Origin of the sequence: Myxococcus sp. AM011, from assembly GCF_013372595.1 — a bacterium.
Lineage (GTDB): Bacteria > Myxococcota > Myxococcia > Myxococcales > Myxococcaceae > Myxococcus > Myxococcus eversor.
On record NZ_JABXEM010000068.1, the window covers coordinates 25,710 to 41,390 of the forward strand.

Here is a 15,681-nt window from a genome sequence, read left to right on the forward strand (position 1 = left end):
ACCAGGCGCCTCGGACGGCTCCCCGCACGTCCCGCGAGCGGCGGGCTCGTTTGACGCTCCCAGGGACGCACGCCTAGCGTCGGGCGGCGCCGACGGCCGGCGATCAGCGCATCACGAGGGGAGATGACGGCATGTGGGGGCGGCTCGGCTTGCGGATGCAGGTGGCCATCGCGGTGCTCGTGCCCTGTCTCACGGTCATCGGCCTGTGCATCTGGAACTTCTCCGCCCGGCAGCGCGAGGTCTCCCTGGAGCTGCTGCAGAAGCGCGCTCGGGTCCTCGGCACGCTGGTGGCCAACCACCCCGCGACGCGGGATTGGGACGGCTCGGAGGCCTCCAAGGAGCGCCTGGACACCGTGCTCGCCCAACTGGAGGCGCATGACGTCGACGGTGGAGGCGGCTTCACGGTGAGCTACCAGGGGCTGCTCGCCCCGGACGGTCGCCCCGTGTACGAGTCCGTGACGCGGCTGCCCGAGCATGCGCGCGGCAAGGCGGCGGTGACGAAGGAAGGGTGTACGACGTCGCTCCTCGCGCTGCGCGAGGTGTCGGTGCGGTGCGCGAGCGGCGAGCGGACGTATGTGGTGGGCCTGGGCCTGGATGAAGCGGCGGCGTCCGTCACCGAGCTGAAGGGCGCGGTGGTGGCGGGGCTGGTGGGCGCGCTGGTGCTGGGGCTGCTGCTCGCGGCGCTCATCGGGCGGACCATCGTCGAGCCCGTGTCGCAGGTGACGGACGTGGTGCGGGACGTGGCTCGCGGAGACGTGTCGCGCGTGGAGCTGGACGTGCCGGCCACGGGCGAGGTGCGGTTGATGGCGCAGTCCTTCAACCAGATGCTCGGCACGCTGCGCATCACGGTGCTGGAGCTGGTGTCGCGCACGGAGCAGCTCTCCGGCGCGTCGCGTGGCCTCTTGGGCGCGTCCGCGGACCAGGAGCACGTCATCAGCCAGCAGGCGGCCTATGCGCAGCAGATCGCCGCGACGTTCGAGGAGTTGAGCCGCACGGCGGAGCAGATCTCCAGCTCCACCGAAGTCGTGGAGTCGAGCGCCCGGCGCACGCACGAGGCGGTCGCCGAGGCGATGGCGGTGGTGGCGCAAGTGGTGGCGGGCATCAACGACATCCGCACCGAGTCCAAGGGCGTGGCGGACGCGATTGTCGGCCTCAACCAGGACCTGCAGCAGGTGTCGAAGATCGCCCACGTCATCAACCAGGTGGCGGAGCGCTCGGACCTGCTGGCGCTGAACGCGGCGCTGGAGGGCACCAAGGCGGGCGAGGTGGGGCGGGGCTTCTCGCTGGTGGCGGCGGAGATGCGCAAGCTGGCGGAGAACGTGTCGGCGTCCGCGCGAGACATCGGCCGCATCGTCGAGAAGGTTCAGGACTCCGGCGAGGAGGCCGCGTCCAAGGCGCGCGTGGGCATGGCCACCAGTGACCGGGGCGTCGAGGTGGCGGAGCAGGCGTCCTCGGTGTTCCAGCGAATCGTGGAGCTGGCGCGCGGCACCAGCGAGGCCGCGCGGCAGATCACCATCGCCACGAGGCAGCAGCGTCAGTCCAGCGAGCAGGCCGTGCAGGGCGCGCGCAACGTGGCGGAGCTGGTGAAGCAGGGCGTGGATGCCACGGGCCGCACCACGCGCATCGCCCAGGACCTCCAGGCGGTGGCCGAGGGACTCACCGCCGTCACCAGCCGCTTCAGGACGACGCGGAGCTAGCGGCTACTCGCGCGTCCATCGGACCTGGAGCTCCAGCTCGTCCACGTCGCCTTCGCGCTCGTGCTCGATGCTGAAGTGCGCGTGGGCGGGGACGTGCAGCCGCTCTCCCGCCACCTGGATGCTGAACCCCTTGCCGCTCTCCACCGCGTCCGCGAGGCGTCGCAGCTTCGCGACGAACTGCGCGCGGGGGTAGACCTTCTCGATGTCTCGCTTGGGTCGCTTCGCCATCGCGTCATCCTGCCAGCGGCGTGCAAACCCGTCGAACTTCATTACTGTGCGCGCGCATGGGCTCGCTCGAACTGTCCCCCGCGCATTTCCGGCGTCTGGCTGACCGTGTCTCCACCCTGGCCGAGGAGTGGCTGAAGGGGCTCGACTCGCGCCCCATCGCACCCTCAATCTCTGGCGCCGCGTCGGAGGCGATGTTCTCCGAGGGACTTCCCGAGCAGGGCCTCGGAGACGCCGCGCTGGATGCGTTGAAGCCCTTCATGGAGGGCTCTCGCGCGGGCAACGCCCGGTTCCTCGCGTACGTGTTCGGCTCGGGCGAGCCGGTGGGCGTGCTGGGCGACTACGTGGCCAGCGTGGTGAACCAGAACGTCACCGCGTGGCGCTCGGCACCCACGGTGGTGAGCCTGGAGCGCTCGGTGATTCGCAGCCTGGCGAGCGCGGTGGGCTGCGCGGGCTTCACCGGGAGCTTCACGGGCGGCGGCTCCTCCGCGAACCTCATGGCCCTGGCCATGGCGCGCGAGTCACTCGCCCCCGCCAACGAGGATGGCGCGCCCTCCGGCGTTGTCTACGCGTCGGCTGAAGTCCACATGTCCATTCCCAAGGCCGTCGCGCTCCTGGGCCTGGGGCGCAAGCACCTGCGGCTGATTCCCACCGACGCGCAGTGGCGGATGCGGCCGGATGCGCTGGCCCGTGCAATCACGGAGGACAAGGCCGCCGGCCTGCGCCCGCTGGCCGTGGTGGCGACGGCGGGCACGGTGAACACCGGCGCGGTGGACCCGCTGACGGCCGTTGCGGGCCTCGCGCGAGAGCACGGGTTGTGGATGCACGTGGACGGCGCCTATGGCGCGCTCGCGGCCATGGCCTTCCCGGAGCGCTTCGAGGGACTGAGCCTGGCGGACTCGCTGTCCATGGACGCGCACAAGTGGCTCTACCAGCCGGCGGACTGCGGCGTGCTGCTGTTCCGCGATGCCCAGGCCGCGCGTCGCGCCTTCTCCTTCACGGGGGACTACGCGCGCGCCCTGAACTCGGACCCGGTGGAGGGCTTCGCCTTCTTCGACGAGTCGATGGAGCTGTCACGTCGCGCCCGCGCCCTGAAGGTGTGGCTCTCCGTCCGCTTCCACGGGCTCGCCGCGTTCCGCGAGGCCATCCGCCGCGATGTGGAGAACGCGAAGCATCTGGAGACGCTCGTCCGGGAGACAGCCGGACTGGAGCTCCGCTCGCCCGCGACGTTGAGCGCGGTGTGCTTCCGCTACACGGGTGGACTTCCTGACGCGGGGCTCGACGACTTCAACACGCGGCTGCTGGCGCGAATCAACCGGCGCGGCCGTGTCTACCTCTCCAACGCGACGCTGGAGGGACGCTTCTGCCTGCGCGCCTGCTTCGTGAACCACCGCACCACGCGCGAGGACGTGGCGACGGTGGTTCACGAGGTGCTCGCGGCGGCGGAGGAGATCAGGGCCTCGTAGTCACGTCACGAGGCCCCGTCGCGCCGGCTCAGGCGTGGCTCTGCTGGAAGCGGCGGATGGCCTCCTCCACCTCGTTGGCGAGCGACATCACCTGGTCGCCGACCTCCGACTTCCCCTCGCGCTGGGCCTCCTTCATCTTCTCCTTCACCTTGTCCTTGAGGGGGCCGATGCTCAGGCTGCCCGGGGCCTGACTGGGCACGTAGTCGATGAGGCTCTCCGCGAACTTCTTCACCAGGCCCTGCGCCGGGACGAAGAGGAACATGCGCTCGCCGTACCAGCTCGTATAGAGGCCGGAGAAGAGTCCCTCCTCGAACGGGTCCGAGCGCAGGTTGATGAGGTAGGGCCACGCGGGGTTGAAGCGCTTTCCGCTGAACCACATGTCCGGCCCGCGGCCATCCTGGTAGCTGAAGATGACCTTCCAGTCGTCGTAGCGCACCGCCGCGATGTTGCCGCTGTCGAGCACGTAGATGAACTCGTGCCGCTGTCCCGGCTCCGTGCCCGCGAGCAGCCCGCGCTGGTCATACCCATCCAGGTGCACGCGGAACTTCTTCTTCCCCACGGTGTGCCCCTGCTTGCACTTCTCCACGATGTCCTCGGGACCGCCCGCCGCCGCGACGAAGGTCGGCATCCAGTCCTCGTGGGCGAAGATGTCGTTGATGACGGTGCCCGCCTCGATGACGCCGGGCCACCTCACGACGCAGGGCACGCGCACGCCGCCTTCCCACGTCGAGCCCTTCTCTCCGCGGAACGGCGCGTTGCCGCCGTCGGGCCAGCCCATCTTCTCCACGCCGTTGTCGGTGGAGAACACGACGATGGTGTTGTCCGCGAGGCCCAGGTCATCCAGCTTCTTCAGCAGGACGCCCACGTGGTCATCCAGCTCCGTCATCGCGTCCGCGTACAGGCCCTTGCCCGTCTTGTTCTGGTACTTCTCCTGAAGGAACGTCCACACGTGGGTGCGCGTGGTGTTGTGCCAGATGAAGAAGGGCTTGTCGTCCTTGGCCGCGCGCTCCATGAACGTCAGGGAGGACTTGAGGAACTCCTCGTCCACCGTCTCCATGCGCTTCTTGGTGAGCGGCCCGGTGTCGACAATCTTCTGCCGGCCCACGCGGCCCCAGCGCGACTCCTCCGTCGGGTCATCGCGGTCCGTGGCCCAGCAGTGGAGGACTCCGCGCGGACCGAAGCGCTCCTTGAACGCCGGGTCCTTCGGGTAGTCGGGGCACTCCGGCTCGTTCTCCGCGTTGAGGTGGTAGAGGTTGCCGTGGAACTCGTCGAAGCCGTGCACCGTGGGCAGGTAGCGGTTCGAGTCGCCCAGGTGGTTCTTTCCGAACTGGCCGCACACGTAGCCCTGGGGCTTGAGCAGCTCCGCGATGGTGGGGTCGGAGTCCTGCAGGCCGTAGGGGGCGCCCGGCATGCCGATGGTGGTGAGGCCCGTGCGCAGCGGGTTCATGCCGGTGATGAAGGCGGCGCGGCCCGCGGTGCAGCTCTGCTGGCCGTAGCAGTCCGTCATCAACGCGCCCTCGCGGGCGATGCGGTCGATGTTGGGCGTCCGGTAGCCCATCATCCCCTGGTTGTAGGCGCTGACGTTCCACAGGCCGATGTCGTCACCCCAGATGACCAGGATGTTCGGCTTCTTTCCCGGCTGCTTGCCGTGGCCATTGCCATTGCCATTGCCATTGCTCTTCTTGGATTTTCCGATCAACGCCATGCGCCCGCCCCCGTTGCCCCGCCGTCGGTGAACTCCGTCCGGCCGATTGGCAAGGTGGGGTGGGGTGGCGCAAGAGGCGAGCTGCCCTGGGGGGCGGTGCGCGAGGTCTCCATTCCCGAACCCGAGCGTCCAGGCGAGCGTTGCTCCGCGCCGACGGCTCACACCCCCGGCCTTCGCGCCTCCCTCCTTCGAGACAAGAGGGGGGACCATGACTCTGGACCGCATCCGGCGCATCGCTCGCACGTGGCGCCTCAACACGCTCAATACCGCTGTCTACGTCGCGTCGGGGGGAACGACGACGCTGCATGAAGGTCGCTTCACCCGCTGGTGCGGAACGTGGCGCAACTGGAGCCGGACCTTCGAATGTCAGCCCGCGCGCTTCGAGCGGCCGGAGACGGAAGAGGCGCTGGGGCGCATCGTCCGGGAGTCGGAGAAGGTCCGCGTCGTGGGCGGAGGCCACTCGTTCAACCGCTGTCCGTTGACCCAGGGGACCTTGATTTCGCTCGACGCGCAGGCCCGCATCCTGGACGTCGACGTGGAGCGGAAGGTGGTGCGCGTGCAGGCTGGTATCCGGCTGCGCGACTTCACCCGACAACTCCTGGCGCACGGACTTTCGTTACCGGTGCTCGGGTCCACGAACGCGCAGAGCCTGGGGGCGTTGATTGGCACGGACCTGCACGGCACCGGCAAGTCGCATGGCTTCCTCTCCGAACAGGTGCTGTCGCTGCGGGTGATGGACGCGGCGGGCGAGGCGAGGACGTTGGTGCGCGGCACGCCCGGGTTCCATGCGGTGGCCGGCTCGATTGGCACCTGCGGCGTCGTCACCGAGTTGGAGCTGCAGTGTGTCTCCGCGTTCAACCTGGAGAAGCGCCTGGAGGTCGTCCCGCGTCGGTGGGCCGAGGACCACCTGGAGGAGGTCCTCGACGCGAATGACCACGTCAGCTTCTATTACGTGGGCGGCGTGGACGCGGAGCACATCCGGATGAACGTGTGGAACCGCACGACGCATCCGCCCTCCGTGCTCTGTCACGTGAAGAAGATGGGGCTGGAGCTGATGGACATGCTGCTGTCGGGCTACCTGCTCGGCCTGTCACGGGTGCTGATGCTGACGGAGCCCTTCGCGAAGCTCGGCCTGTTCTTCATGAAGCTGACGCAGCAGGGGCGCAAGACGGTGCTGCCGATGTGTGCCGCCTTCGCGCGACAGCTCTTCTACCACCACGACGAGATTGAATACGGCGTTCCCTTCGCGCGGCACCGGCAGTGTCTCCAGGAGGTGTTGGAGCTGCTGGAGCGCAGGCGCTTCGTCTGCATCGTCGAGGTGCGCTTCACCCCCGCGACGTCCATGGCGACGGTGGGGCCGGGCGTGGGACGGCGCACGTGTTTCATCGAGCTGGCGCCCAGCCTGTCCGTCGACTCCAGCGCCGTGTTCCAGGAGGCGGAGCAGATCTTCCTCAAGTACGGCGGCCAGGTGCACCTGGGCAAGGCGACGCGGGCCACGGAGGAGGACATGGAGCGGATGTATGGCGTTCGCTGGCATGCGCTGCGCACCGTGCAGCGCGCCCAGGACCCGGATGGGAAGTTCGTCAACGACTTCGTGGCCCGTGTCTTCGGGCCCACCCGGAGGCTGGAGTCGCGGGACGAAGACGCGGAGGCGCCCGAGCCCGTGGTCTCCTGGGGCTGAAGTGTCGCCCCGTCGGAGGACTCACGCCGTGGCGCGGGACTTCAGCTTCGCGAACAGCTCCGGCGCCATCGCGGCCGTGCCCAGGCGGTGCTCGGCGGACACGGCCTCGCCATGGAAGTCGCTGCCGGCGGTGGGCACCAGGTCGTGCTCCTTCGCCAGCGCCAGGTACTTCTGCCGCAGCCCCGGGTTGTGGTCCGCGTGCATCACCTCCAGGCCGGAGAGCCCCGCCTTGGTCAGCTCGCGAATCTCCATCCGCTCCGCCTTGGACGAGCCCGGGTGCGCCAGCGTCGCCGTGCCGCCCGCGTTGCGGATGAGGCGGATGGCGTCCGCGCCGTCCAGCTTGAAGCGCTCCACCCAGGCCATGCCCCGCGTCCCCAGGAAGCGGTCGAACGCGGCCTTCATGTCCACCGCCCAGCCCTGGTTCACCAACACTCGCGCCAGGTGAGGTCTGCCCAACTGCGCATCCCCCGCGACGGCCAACACGTGCTCCATGCGCACAGGGAAGCCCAGGTGCTGCATCCTCGCCACCATGGCCTCCATGCGCTGCTCGCGCTCGCCGCGCAGGCGCTGGGCGAAGCGCGCGAGGTCCTCGTCATCCGGCCTCACGAAGTGCCCCAGGATGTGCACCTCGCGCCCCAGGACGAAGGCGGAGACCTCGATGCCCGGCACCAGCTCCACGCCATGCGCGCGCGCGGCCTCGCGGGCCTCGGCGAGCCCCGCGACCGTGTCGTGGTCCGTCACCGACAGCACCGTCACACCCGCCGCCGCCGCGCGCGCCAGCAGCTCCGTGGGCGAGTACTGGCCGTCGCTGGCGGTGGTGTGGGAGTGCAGGTCGATCATCTCGGGCTCCGGGGCGAGCGGTTGAAAGCCGCACTGTCGCGACCTAGGCTCTTCTTCAAACCACGGACGACGTCAAGGGCGATGCCGCCGCACCCACTCCAAATCTCACGAAAGATTGAGTACGGGCTGCGGGCCATGACCTTCCTGGCCTCACAACCCCTGGAGCGCATGGTTCCCTTCCGGGAAATCGCGCGCCGGATGGACGTGCCCGAGGACTTCCTCGCGAAGATCCTCAAGGTCCTCGTCTCCCGGAAGCTCGTCCGCTCCACCCGGGGCGCGCACGGGGGCTATGCCCTGTCCCGGCCCGCGCGCGAGGTGACGTTCCTGGACGTCATCGAGGCGGTCGAGGGGCCCGTCCACGTCAATGTCTGCCAGGACACGCAGCACGATGGCTGCAAGGCCACCGGGAGCTGCACCATGTACGGCGTCTGGAAGCTGGGCCAGCAGCGGATGCTGGACGTGTACCGCTCCACCACGCTGGACCGTCTGGCGATGACTGAACTCAAGGGCGCCCCGGAGTCCGGCTCGCCGCCCGTGACGGCGCGGGCCTAGACTGCCCGCCCCATGGCCAAGAAAGCCGATACGAGCATCGAGAACCGGGTGTACCTCTTCGAGTCGCTCGCCAGCAGCTACGTGGCGGCGGCCTCGGAGGCGCTGGGCTCCAAGGACCCCGCGGAGCGCGAGCGCGCCCGCCGAGTGCTCGCGGAGCTGGCCTTCGTCTCCTGTGTGGTGGCGGACACCGAGGACCTGACGCCCGACGAGGTCCGGGAGCGGGTGTTGAGCGCGCCTCCGGCCGACGCCGCCCCCAAGAAGCGCGGGAGCCGTCGCAAGTAGGGGCGGAGGCTCAGGCGGTGCTCCCCTTGGCGGGCGGGCGGTGTTAGATCGCCGCGCCATGGCCAAGACCTCCTCGAACCCGAAGAAGTCCCTCCGCTCCGCGTACTCCGGCGCCCGCAAGGCGGACCCGCGTCCCATCACCGGCAAGGAGAAGCCGGCGGAGCTGCTCGCCCATGCCTTCAGCGCCTACGTGGGCCGCCAGGAGCGCACGGCGTTCGAGCTGATGTCCAAGTCGATGGAGGACGACGCGTCCATCTTCCTCACTCTGTCGGGCGCGATGACGCCGGCGGGCCTGCACCAGAGCTGTCTGATTCCCCTCATCGAGAAGGGCATCATCTCCGCCATCACCACCACGGGGGCGAACCTCTACCACGACGCCCACCGCATCATCGGCCACGCCATCCGCGAGGTGAACCCCAACGCGGGCGACCTCCAGTACCGGCTGGCGCGCATCATCCGCATCTACGACTTGGGGTTCTGGGAGGAGGCGCTGCTCGACACCGACCGCCTCTTCTCCGCCATCATCCGGCAGCCCGAGTTCCAGAAGAAGATGACCACGCCGGAGTTCCACTTCCTGCTCGGCAAGGCCATCCACGGCATCGAAAAGCAGCTGGGTGTGAAGCAGCCGTCGCTGTTGTCCACCTGCTACAAGCACGCGGTCCCCATCTGGGTGGGCGCGGTGCAGGACGGCTCCATCTTCCTGAACATCGTCAAGCTCAAGCGCCTGCTCGGGCCCGAGTTCAAGTTCGAGCTCGACATCAACGACGACGTCTACTCCATGGCGGCGATGCAGCACTTCTGCCGGCACAACGGCAGCAAGCGGCTGGCCATCTGGATTCTCGGCGGCGGCGTGCCGAAGAACTACACGCTGCAGGGGGAGCCGCTGCTGGACCAGATTCTCAACGTCCCCACGTCGGGCTTCGACATCGACGTGCAGTTCTGCGTGGACCCGGTGGACAACGGCGCGCTGTCCAGCTGCCCCGCGGGCGAGGGCCACACCTGGGGCAAGGTCTCCGTGGAAGCAGTGGAGACGGGCTCCGTCTACGTGCACTGCGACGTGACGGCCGTGTTCCCCTGGCTGACGCACGCGCTGCTCAACGAGCCGAAGAACAAGCGCAAGCCCATGCGGCTGATGGACCGGTTGCCGGAGGCGATCACCTTCCTCGACGCCGACGTGAAGAAGCGCAGCAAGGCGCTGATGAAGACGCTGGACTGGAGCGTGGAGGAGGCGGAGCCTTCCACGAAGAAGGACGCGAAGAAGCACGACGCCTACGTCCGCTAGAGCACCCCCAGGCTCCAAGGAGCGCCAACCCATGAGCACGCAACAGCCCCCTGCCACCGGCGTGGTGATGACCCTGGTCAGCCACGCCCAGTTCAAGACGCAGCTCACCCACGGGCCCTCCAACGCGGGCCTCCAGACGGAGGCGCCCCGGGACAACGGCGGCACCGGCGGCAGCTTCTCGCCCACGGACCTGGTGGGCGCGGCGCTGATGTCCTGCGCGGTGACGACGATGCACCTGTTCGCCTCTCGCGAGGGCATCTCCCTGGGCGAGATTCGCGCCCGCGTGGAGAAGCGCATGACGCCGCCGCCGCGCCGCATCGGCGAGCTGGTGCTGGACCTCCAGATGCCCGCGGGCCTCTCCGCCGAGCACCGCGCCCGGCTGGAGCAGGTGGGCCGCGAGTGTCCGGTGGCCCGCAGCCTCCACCCCGAGGTGAAGCTGCCCATGACGTTCAGCTACCCGGACTGAGCCGGGCGCCTGTCCGTCTGTCCACCGTCCGTTGGAGCTTCCGGGCGAAGGCTGCCCGGGGGCTTCCGCGTGAGAACCCTTCCCTGGCGGGCAATGGAGCCGCGGGGCGGGGAGGGACGACATGGATGCGAAGCGGCTGGGCATCTATCTCAGCGATCACCACGCGGGCTCGGTGGCGGGCCTGGAGCTGGCGCGGCGGACCGAGTCCGAGAACCACGGCAACCCCGTGGGCCACTTCCTGGCCGCGCTCATCCCGGAGCTGCGGCAGGACCAGCGGACCCTGGAAGCGGTGATGCGGGCCCTGGCCGTGCGCAAGGACCCGCTCAAGTCCCGCGTCGCGTGGGTGATGGAGAAGGCGGGCCGCCTGAAGCTCAACGGCCACTGGGTGCGCTACTCGCCCCTGAGTCGCCTCGTCGAACTGGAGGCCTTGTGCACGGCCACCGAGGCCCGCCTGTCCCTGTGGAGCACGCTGGCCCGACTCCAGCTCCATGACTTGCGACTGGCGAGCTTCGACTTCGAGTCGCTCCTCGCCCGGGGTGAGCTTCAACAGGTGGGGCTCCAGCGGCTGCGGGCCCGCGCGGCGGACGTCGCCTTCGCGGACGAGCCCACGCCCTTCGGCGCCGGAGAGCCCCTCATCGCCAGCTACTGAAAACACCACGCCCCCCGACGCTTCCCCTCGAGGGGCGCGGCGGAGGGCGGGGATTGAAGCGGCGAAGGCGAAGTGACTACGTGCCCGACGGAGACACCGGAGGACGGGTGGCGTCCGGCACCGGCACCAGGCGGAGCTGGCTGGCGCTGCCGGCGAAGCTCGCGTCCACGCCGCGCTCCAGGTACGTGTAGCCGGACAGGCCGTCCTCGTACATGCGCAGCAGGGTGCGCGACTCGTCCAGGGAGATGCGGCCCTGGCGCAGCGCCATCTCGGTGAACTTGCGCAGCCGCGCCACCAGGTCGTCCCTGCTGTAGCTGACGTAGTTCAGCACTTCCGTCACGGTGTCACCGGCCACCACGTGGTCGATGAGGTAGCCGCCGTTGGGCGCCAGCGACACCTGCACCGTGTGCGTGTCTCCGAAGAGGTTGTGCAGGTCGCCGAGAATCTCCTGGTACGCGCCGACCAGGAAGATGCCCAGGTAGTAGTCATCATCGTTGAGCGCGTGCAGCTCCAGCGCGTCCTTCACCTCGCGCTTGTCGATGAAGTGCTCGATCTTGCCGTCCGAGTCGCAGGTGATGTCCGCCAGCGTCGCCCGGCGCGTCGGCTTCTCCGACAGCCGGTGGATGGGCATCATCGGGAAGAGCTGATCAATCGCCCACGAGTCCGGCAGCGACTGGAACACGGAGAAGTTGCAGAAGTACGTGTCGCTGAGCGCCTTCTCGAGCGAGTCCAGCTCCTCGGGAATCTCGCCGGCCTCCTTCGCGATGCGCATGATCTTGTGGCAGGTGGCCCAGTAGATGTTCTCGGCCGCCACGCGCTGCTCCAGCGACAGGTGGCCCAGCGAGAAGAGGGTGAGGCTCTCCTCCTTGGCGTCCTGCGCGTCGTGCCACGCCTCCAGCAGGTTCTTGTTCGTCACCTCGCGGAAGGTGGCCAGGAGGTTGCGCACCACGGAGGGCGCCTTGTCGTCCACCTTGTCCGGCACGTGCGCCGGGTCGAACTCGCTGGTGCCCAGCACGTCCACCACCAGCACCGCGTGGTGCGCGACGACGGCGCGGCCCGACTCGGAGACGAGCGTCGGGTGCGGCACGCCAGCGCGGTCACACGCCTCCATCACGCCGAAGACGACGTCGTTGGCGTACTCCTCCGTCGTGTAGTTCATGGAGGAGGCGAAGTTCGTCTGGGAGCCGTCGTAGTCCACGCCCAGGCCGCCGCCCACGTCCAGGTACTTCAGCGGCGCGCCCTGCCGCGCCACCTCCACGTAGAAGCAGCCCACCTCGCGCAGCGCGTTCTTCACGTTGCGGATGTTGGAGATCTGGCTGCCCAGGTGGAAGTGCAGGAGCTCGAAGGCGGGCAACAGGCCCGTGTCCTTCATGAAGCTGATGCAGTTCATCAACTCCGACGAGGACAGGCCGAACTTGGAGCGGTCTCCGCCGCTGGCCTCCCACTTGCCGGCGCCACGGGTGGACAGCTTCACGCGCATGCCCAGCCGCGGGGTGATGCCCGTGCGGCGCGAGACTTCCGCGATGAGGGGCAGCTCGCTGGGCTTCTCGACGACGAGGATGACGTTGCGGCCCAGGCGCGAATAGAAGAGGGCCGTCTCGATGTACTCCTCGTCCTTGTAGCCGTTGCAGATGACCAGCGCTTCCTCGTTCTCCAGGAGCGCCATCACCGCCATCAGCTCGGGCTTGCTGCCGGCCTCCAGGCCGTAGTTGTAGCCCTTGCCCGCCTCGATGATGGTCTCCACCACGTAGCGGTGCTGGTTCACCTTGATGGGGTAGACGCCCCGGTAGCCGCCCTTGAAGCCCTGGTCGGCCATGGCCTTGCGGAAGGCCTCGTTGAGGTGGACGACGCGGTGGCGCAGCACGTCCGTGAAGCGCAGGAGCAGCGGCAGTCCAATGCCCCGGCGACGGACTTCGTCCACCAGGTCCTTCAAGTCCATGCTGGGGGCCTGGGGGCCGTCCGGATGGACGCAGACGTGGCCCTTGTCGTTGATGCCGAAGTAGGGCGAGCCCCAGTTCCGGATTCCATAGAGCTCGTGCGCGTCAGCGAGGGTCCAGCGGTGCGGAGGGGCGTTTGCGGGCATCGGCGGTTCGAGGCTCCCAGGGAAACGGAGGGTGGACTCCAGTCAACACTGGAGGGGCGCGGGAACTATAGGAAAGCACCCCCGCATACAACAGCCGGCTGAAGGGACAGCGAGCTGGCGAGCAGGCGACCTCCCCGGGCCCCTGTCCTGGCGGGCGGACCTTCCATCTGATTCCTACCCTTTGGACGGAGTGTCGGGAGGACGCGTGGATAGAAGGGAAGGGTACATGGAGTCGTCCGCACGCAGGGAAGAAGCGCCGCTGACCCCTCGGGAAATCTTCGAGCGACTGGACCGCTACGTCATCGGCCAGGACGCCGCCAAGCGGGCGGTGGCCATCGCCGCCCACAACCACCTCAAGCGTGTACAGGCTCGGAAGCTGCGGAGGCAGTCCCTCATCAAGAAATCCAACATCCTGCTCATTGGCCCCACCGGCAGCGGCAAGACGCACATCGCCCGCAACCTGGCGGACATCCTCCAGGTGCCCTTCACCACCGTGGACGCCACCGAGTACACGGAGGCGGGCTACTACGGCAAAGACGTGGAGGTGATGATCTCCGACCTGCTCCTCAAGGCGAACCACTCCGTCGAGGACACGCAGCGGGGCATCATCTTCGTGGACGAGGTGGACAAGATTGCCCGCCGCTCCCAGGGCGCCCGCAACGGCGCGGGCAGCCGGGACATCGGCGGCGAGGGCGTGCAGCAGTCCCTGCTGAAGCTCCTGGAGGGCCGCGAGGTGTACGTCCCACTCAACGTCACCCAGGCCTGGAACAAGAGCGACTTCGTCCAGGTGGACACCCGCGACATCCTCTTCATCTGCGCGGGCACCTTCAGCGATTTGCACGAAGCGGGTGACGACGCCTCCAGCCGTCCCCTGGGCTTCGGCGCGGACGGCGCCTCCAAGGGCCCCCGCAAGCGCATCAGCACCAGGCAACTGGTGGAGTTCGGGATGCTGGCGGAATTCCTCGGACGACTGCCCGTGGTGGTGCAGTTGGACTTGCTGGGCGAGGCGGACCTCATCCGCGTGCTCACGGAGCCGCCGGACTCCATCGTCCGCGAGTTCCGGGAGCTGTTGGCCATGGACGAACTGGAGCTGGAGTTCGACGACGCGGCGCTGCGCGAGGTGGTGCACTACTCGGCGACGCGCGGGTTGGGGGCTCGCGGGCTGCGCTCCATCCTGGAGCACGTCATGGCGGACATCATGTTCGAGGCGCCCGAGCGGCGACGTCGACAGGTGAAGGTGGACGCGGACTACGTGCGCCCGCGGCTGGTGGGGCTGGACGCCGTGCAGCTCAACGTGTGACGTCCCCGTCACCTTCCGAGGCCCGGGCCGCCGCGCCCAGTCGGGCGGCGATGTCCGGGTCCTGGATGAGCTGGAGGACCAGGTCGTTGCGCAACAGCGCGGCGGTGTCGCCCCGGGCGAGCGCCTGCTTCACCTTGTCGTCCTGGAGGAGCCGCTGGAAGCGCGGGTCCTTGCGCAGGGCCTTGAAGGCGGGGTCGTTCCTCAGCGAGGCCGCGCGCTCCGGGTCTCCCGCCGCCTTGGCCACCTGGACCATGTCGTCCATGGGGGCGAACTGGGTCATCTCGAAGAGGTTGAAGCGGCGCGCGGCCTGTGCCGCCAGGGAGTCCTTGGGCGACACGCCGATGCGCTTGCCGGCGACGATGACGTGCTGCTCGAAGAAGGTCATCGCGCTGAGGGCCATCCACGCGAAGGCGGCCGTCTTCCCCGCGCCGAGCACGAAGCCCAGGAAGCGGTCGATGCCCTGGTTCTCGTTCTGCTTGCCGGTGGAGAGGAAGCGCTGGAGCAGGGCGCCCAGCGCGTAGCGCACGGTGAGCCACACGCCGACGAAGAGGAGCACCGTGCCCAGGAGGAGGCCGAGGAGCAGCGGGCCGTCGAGCGCCTCCGCGAGCCTTGGCGCGACGAAGGGGCCGAGCCGGCGTGAGGCGAAGAACCCCAGCGCCAGGCCCACCCAGTTGGCCACCTGTCGGGAGGCGCCGGTGAAGGCGCCGATGAGCCCGAAGAAGAGCACCGTGCCCAGGATGATGAGGTCGATGACCATGGGGCTTTGCCGCGCCTCCGGACGACGTCAGCGAATCTTGAACGAGTCGCCCTTGGATTTGGCCTCGTCCGACAGGCGCTTCTGCGCTTCGGCCAGGCTCTCCTTGTAGCGGGGATTGGAGGGCTCGTAGGTGAGGGCCATCTTGAGGTTGCGCTCGGCGGCGGACCAGTTGCCGGCGTCGATGTCCTTCTGGGCCTGCTGGTAGAACTGGCGCCCCTTGGGGTGGGTGCCGATCTGCTCTTCCTGCTCCTTCTTCGCGGCGGCCTTCGTCTCGGTTTCGGACGCCTCGGTGAAGCGCAGCTTCTGCGCGCGCTCCGAGCCCGCCACGTCGGCGAGGTACTTCTTGCGCTTCGTGTCGTCGCGCAGGACGTAGTAGGCCTCGGTGACGCGCTTGTAGAGCTCGTGCACCTGCTCCTTGAGCTGCTTGTCCTCGATGTGGAAGAAGCGGTCCGGATGGTAGGTGCGGCTCTCCCGGTAGAACGCCTTCTTGATGTCGGCGGGAGTGGCGGTGCGCTCCAGGAGGAGCACCTCGAAGTAGTCGCTCTGGTCCAGCTTCGCGCAGCGCGACGCGAGGTCCTCGAGCTGGTGTTCGTCCAGGCCGGGGCCCTTGGCCGCGTTCGGTGGCGGAGGCGGTGACAGGGCTCCCACGGGCGGCGGGGGCGGTGCCATGGGCGCGACGGAGGGCACCGCCCCCGC

Annotated in this window: 15 protein-coding genes; 9 read left to right on the forward strand and 6 right to left on the reverse strand. The window is 68.7% G+C overall.

Annotated elements, in window-relative coordinates; translation table 11 throughout:
* Positions 1 to 131: 131 nt before the first annotated feature.
* Positions 132 to 1,697, forward strand: coding sequence for a methyl-accepting chemotaxis protein (locus HUW62_RS16480; RefSeq protein WP_176434999.1), 1,566 nt, complete (start codon positions 132 to 134; stop codon positions 1,695 to 1,697).
* Between the two features lie 3 nt (positions 1,698 to 1,700).
* Here the strand turns inward: HUW62_RS16480 and HUW62_RS16485 are convergent, their stop codons facing one another.
* The gene (locus HUW62_RS16485; protein WP_163868476.1) at positions 1,701 to 1,925 is read right to left on the reverse strand and encodes an amphi-Trp domain-containing protein; all 225 of its coding nucleotides are present in this window, start codon (positions 1,923 to 1,925) and stop codon (positions 1,701 to 1,703) included.
* A gap of 56 nt (positions 1,926 to 1,981) precedes the next feature.
* Here HUW62_RS16485 and HUW62_RS16490 point away from each other — a divergent pair, with 56 nt between their 5' ends.
* On the forward strand, positions 1,982 to 3,388 hold the full coding sequence (locus HUW62_RS16490; RefSeq protein WP_176435000.1) for an aminotransferase class V-fold PLP-dependent enzyme: 1,407 nt from the start codon (positions 1,982 to 1,984) through the stop codon (positions 3,386 to 3,388).
* A gap of 28 nt (positions 3,389 to 3,416) precedes the next feature.
* Here HUW62_RS16490 and HUW62_RS16495 read toward each other — a convergent pair whose 3' ends face one another.
* The gene (locus tag HUW62_RS16495) at positions 3,417 to 5,093 is read right to left on the reverse strand and encodes an arylsulfatase (RefSeq protein WP_176435001.1); all 1,677 of its coding nucleotides are present in this window, start codon (positions 5,091 to 5,093) and stop codon (positions 3,417 to 3,419) included.
* 208 nt (positions 5,094 to 5,301) lie between these two features.
* Between HUW62_RS16495 and HUW62_RS16500 the strand changes: the two genes are divergently transcribed.
* Entirely contained in the window at positions 5,302 to 6,774 is a 1,473-nt protein-coding gene (locus HUW62_RS16500) for a D-arabinono-1,4-lactone oxidase (protein ID WP_163868479.1), read from the forward strand.
* A gap of 21 nt (positions 6,775 to 6,795) precedes the next feature.
* Here the strand turns inward: HUW62_RS16500 and HUW62_RS16505 are convergent, their stop codons facing one another.
* Positions 6,796 to 7,614, reverse strand: a complete 819-nt coding sequence (locus HUW62_RS16505) for a PHP domain-containing protein (protein ID WP_163868480.1) — start codon at positions 7,612 to 7,614, stop codon at positions 6,796 to 6,798.
* An 81-nt stretch (positions 7,615 to 7,695) separates the two neighbouring features.
* Between HUW62_RS16505 and HUW62_RS16510 the strand changes: the two genes are divergently transcribed.
* The 5 genes from HUW62_RS16510 to HUW62_RS16530 all read left to right on the forward strand — a co-directional run bounded on the left by HUW62_RS16510 (position 7,696) and on the right by HUW62_RS16530 (position 10,845).
* The gene (locus HUW62_RS16510) at positions 7,696 to 8,166 is read left to right on the forward strand and encodes an Rrf2 family transcriptional regulator (protein ID WP_163868481.1); all 471 of its coding nucleotides are present in this window, start codon (positions 7,696 to 7,698) and stop codon (positions 8,164 to 8,166) included.
* Between the two features lie 12 nt (positions 8,167 to 8,178).
* Positions 8,179 to 8,448, forward strand: a complete 270-nt coding sequence (locus HUW62_RS16515) for a hypothetical protein (RefSeq protein WP_163868482.1) — start codon at positions 8,179 to 8,181, stop codon at positions 8,446 to 8,448.
* A 58-nt stretch (positions 8,449 to 8,506) separates the two neighbouring features.
* Positions 8,507 to 9,730 carry a deoxyhypusine synthase family protein gene (locus HUW62_RS16520; protein WP_163868483.1) on the forward strand — a complete coding sequence of 408 codons (1,224 nt, stop codon included), beginning with the start codon at positions 8,507 to 8,509 and terminating at the stop codon, positions 9,728 to 9,730.
* Between the two features lie 31 nt (positions 9,731 to 9,761).
* Positions 9,762 to 10,196, forward strand: a complete 435-nt coding sequence (locus HUW62_RS16525) for an OsmC family protein (protein WP_163868484.1) — start codon at positions 9,762 to 9,764, stop codon at positions 10,194 to 10,196.
* A gap of 121 nt (positions 10,197 to 10,317) precedes the next feature.
* Positions 10,318 to 10,845 carry a hypothetical protein gene (locus tag HUW62_RS16530; protein WP_163868485.1) on the forward strand — a complete coding sequence of 176 codons (528 nt, stop codon included), beginning with the start codon at positions 10,318 to 10,320 and terminating at the stop codon, positions 10,843 to 10,845.
* Between the two features lie 76 nt (positions 10,846 to 10,921).
* Here the strand turns inward: HUW62_RS16530 and speA are convergent, their stop codons facing one another.
* A complete protein-coding gene (gene speA, locus HUW62_RS16535; RefSeq protein WP_163868486.1) occupies positions 10,922 to 12,928 on the reverse strand; it encodes a biosynthetic arginine decarboxylase in 2,007 nt (668 codons plus the stop codon).
* A gap of 226 nt (positions 12,929 to 13,154) precedes the next feature.
* Between speA and clpX the strand changes: the two genes are divergently transcribed.
* Positions 13,155 to 14,228, forward strand: a complete 1,074-nt coding sequence (gene clpX, locus HUW62_RS16540; RefSeq protein WP_176435002.1) for an ATP-dependent Clp protease ATP-binding subunit ClpX — start codon at positions 13,155 to 13,157, stop codon at positions 14,226 to 14,228.
* Here the strand turns inward: clpX and HUW62_RS16545 are convergent.
* The gene (locus HUW62_RS16545) at positions 14,218 to 14,985 is read right to left on the reverse strand and encodes a CvpA family protein (RefSeq protein WP_176435003.1); all 768 of its coding nucleotides are present in this window, start codon (positions 14,983 to 14,985) and stop codon (positions 14,218 to 14,220) included. The two genes, clpX and HUW62_RS16545, sit on opposite strands and share 11 nt — an antisense overlap.
* Positions 14,986 to 15,012: 27 nt before the next feature.
* A partial coding sequence (locus HUW62_RS16550) for a J domain-containing protein (protein ID WP_255203466.1) occupies positions 15,013 to 15,681 on the reverse strand: 669 nt, incomplete at its 5' end.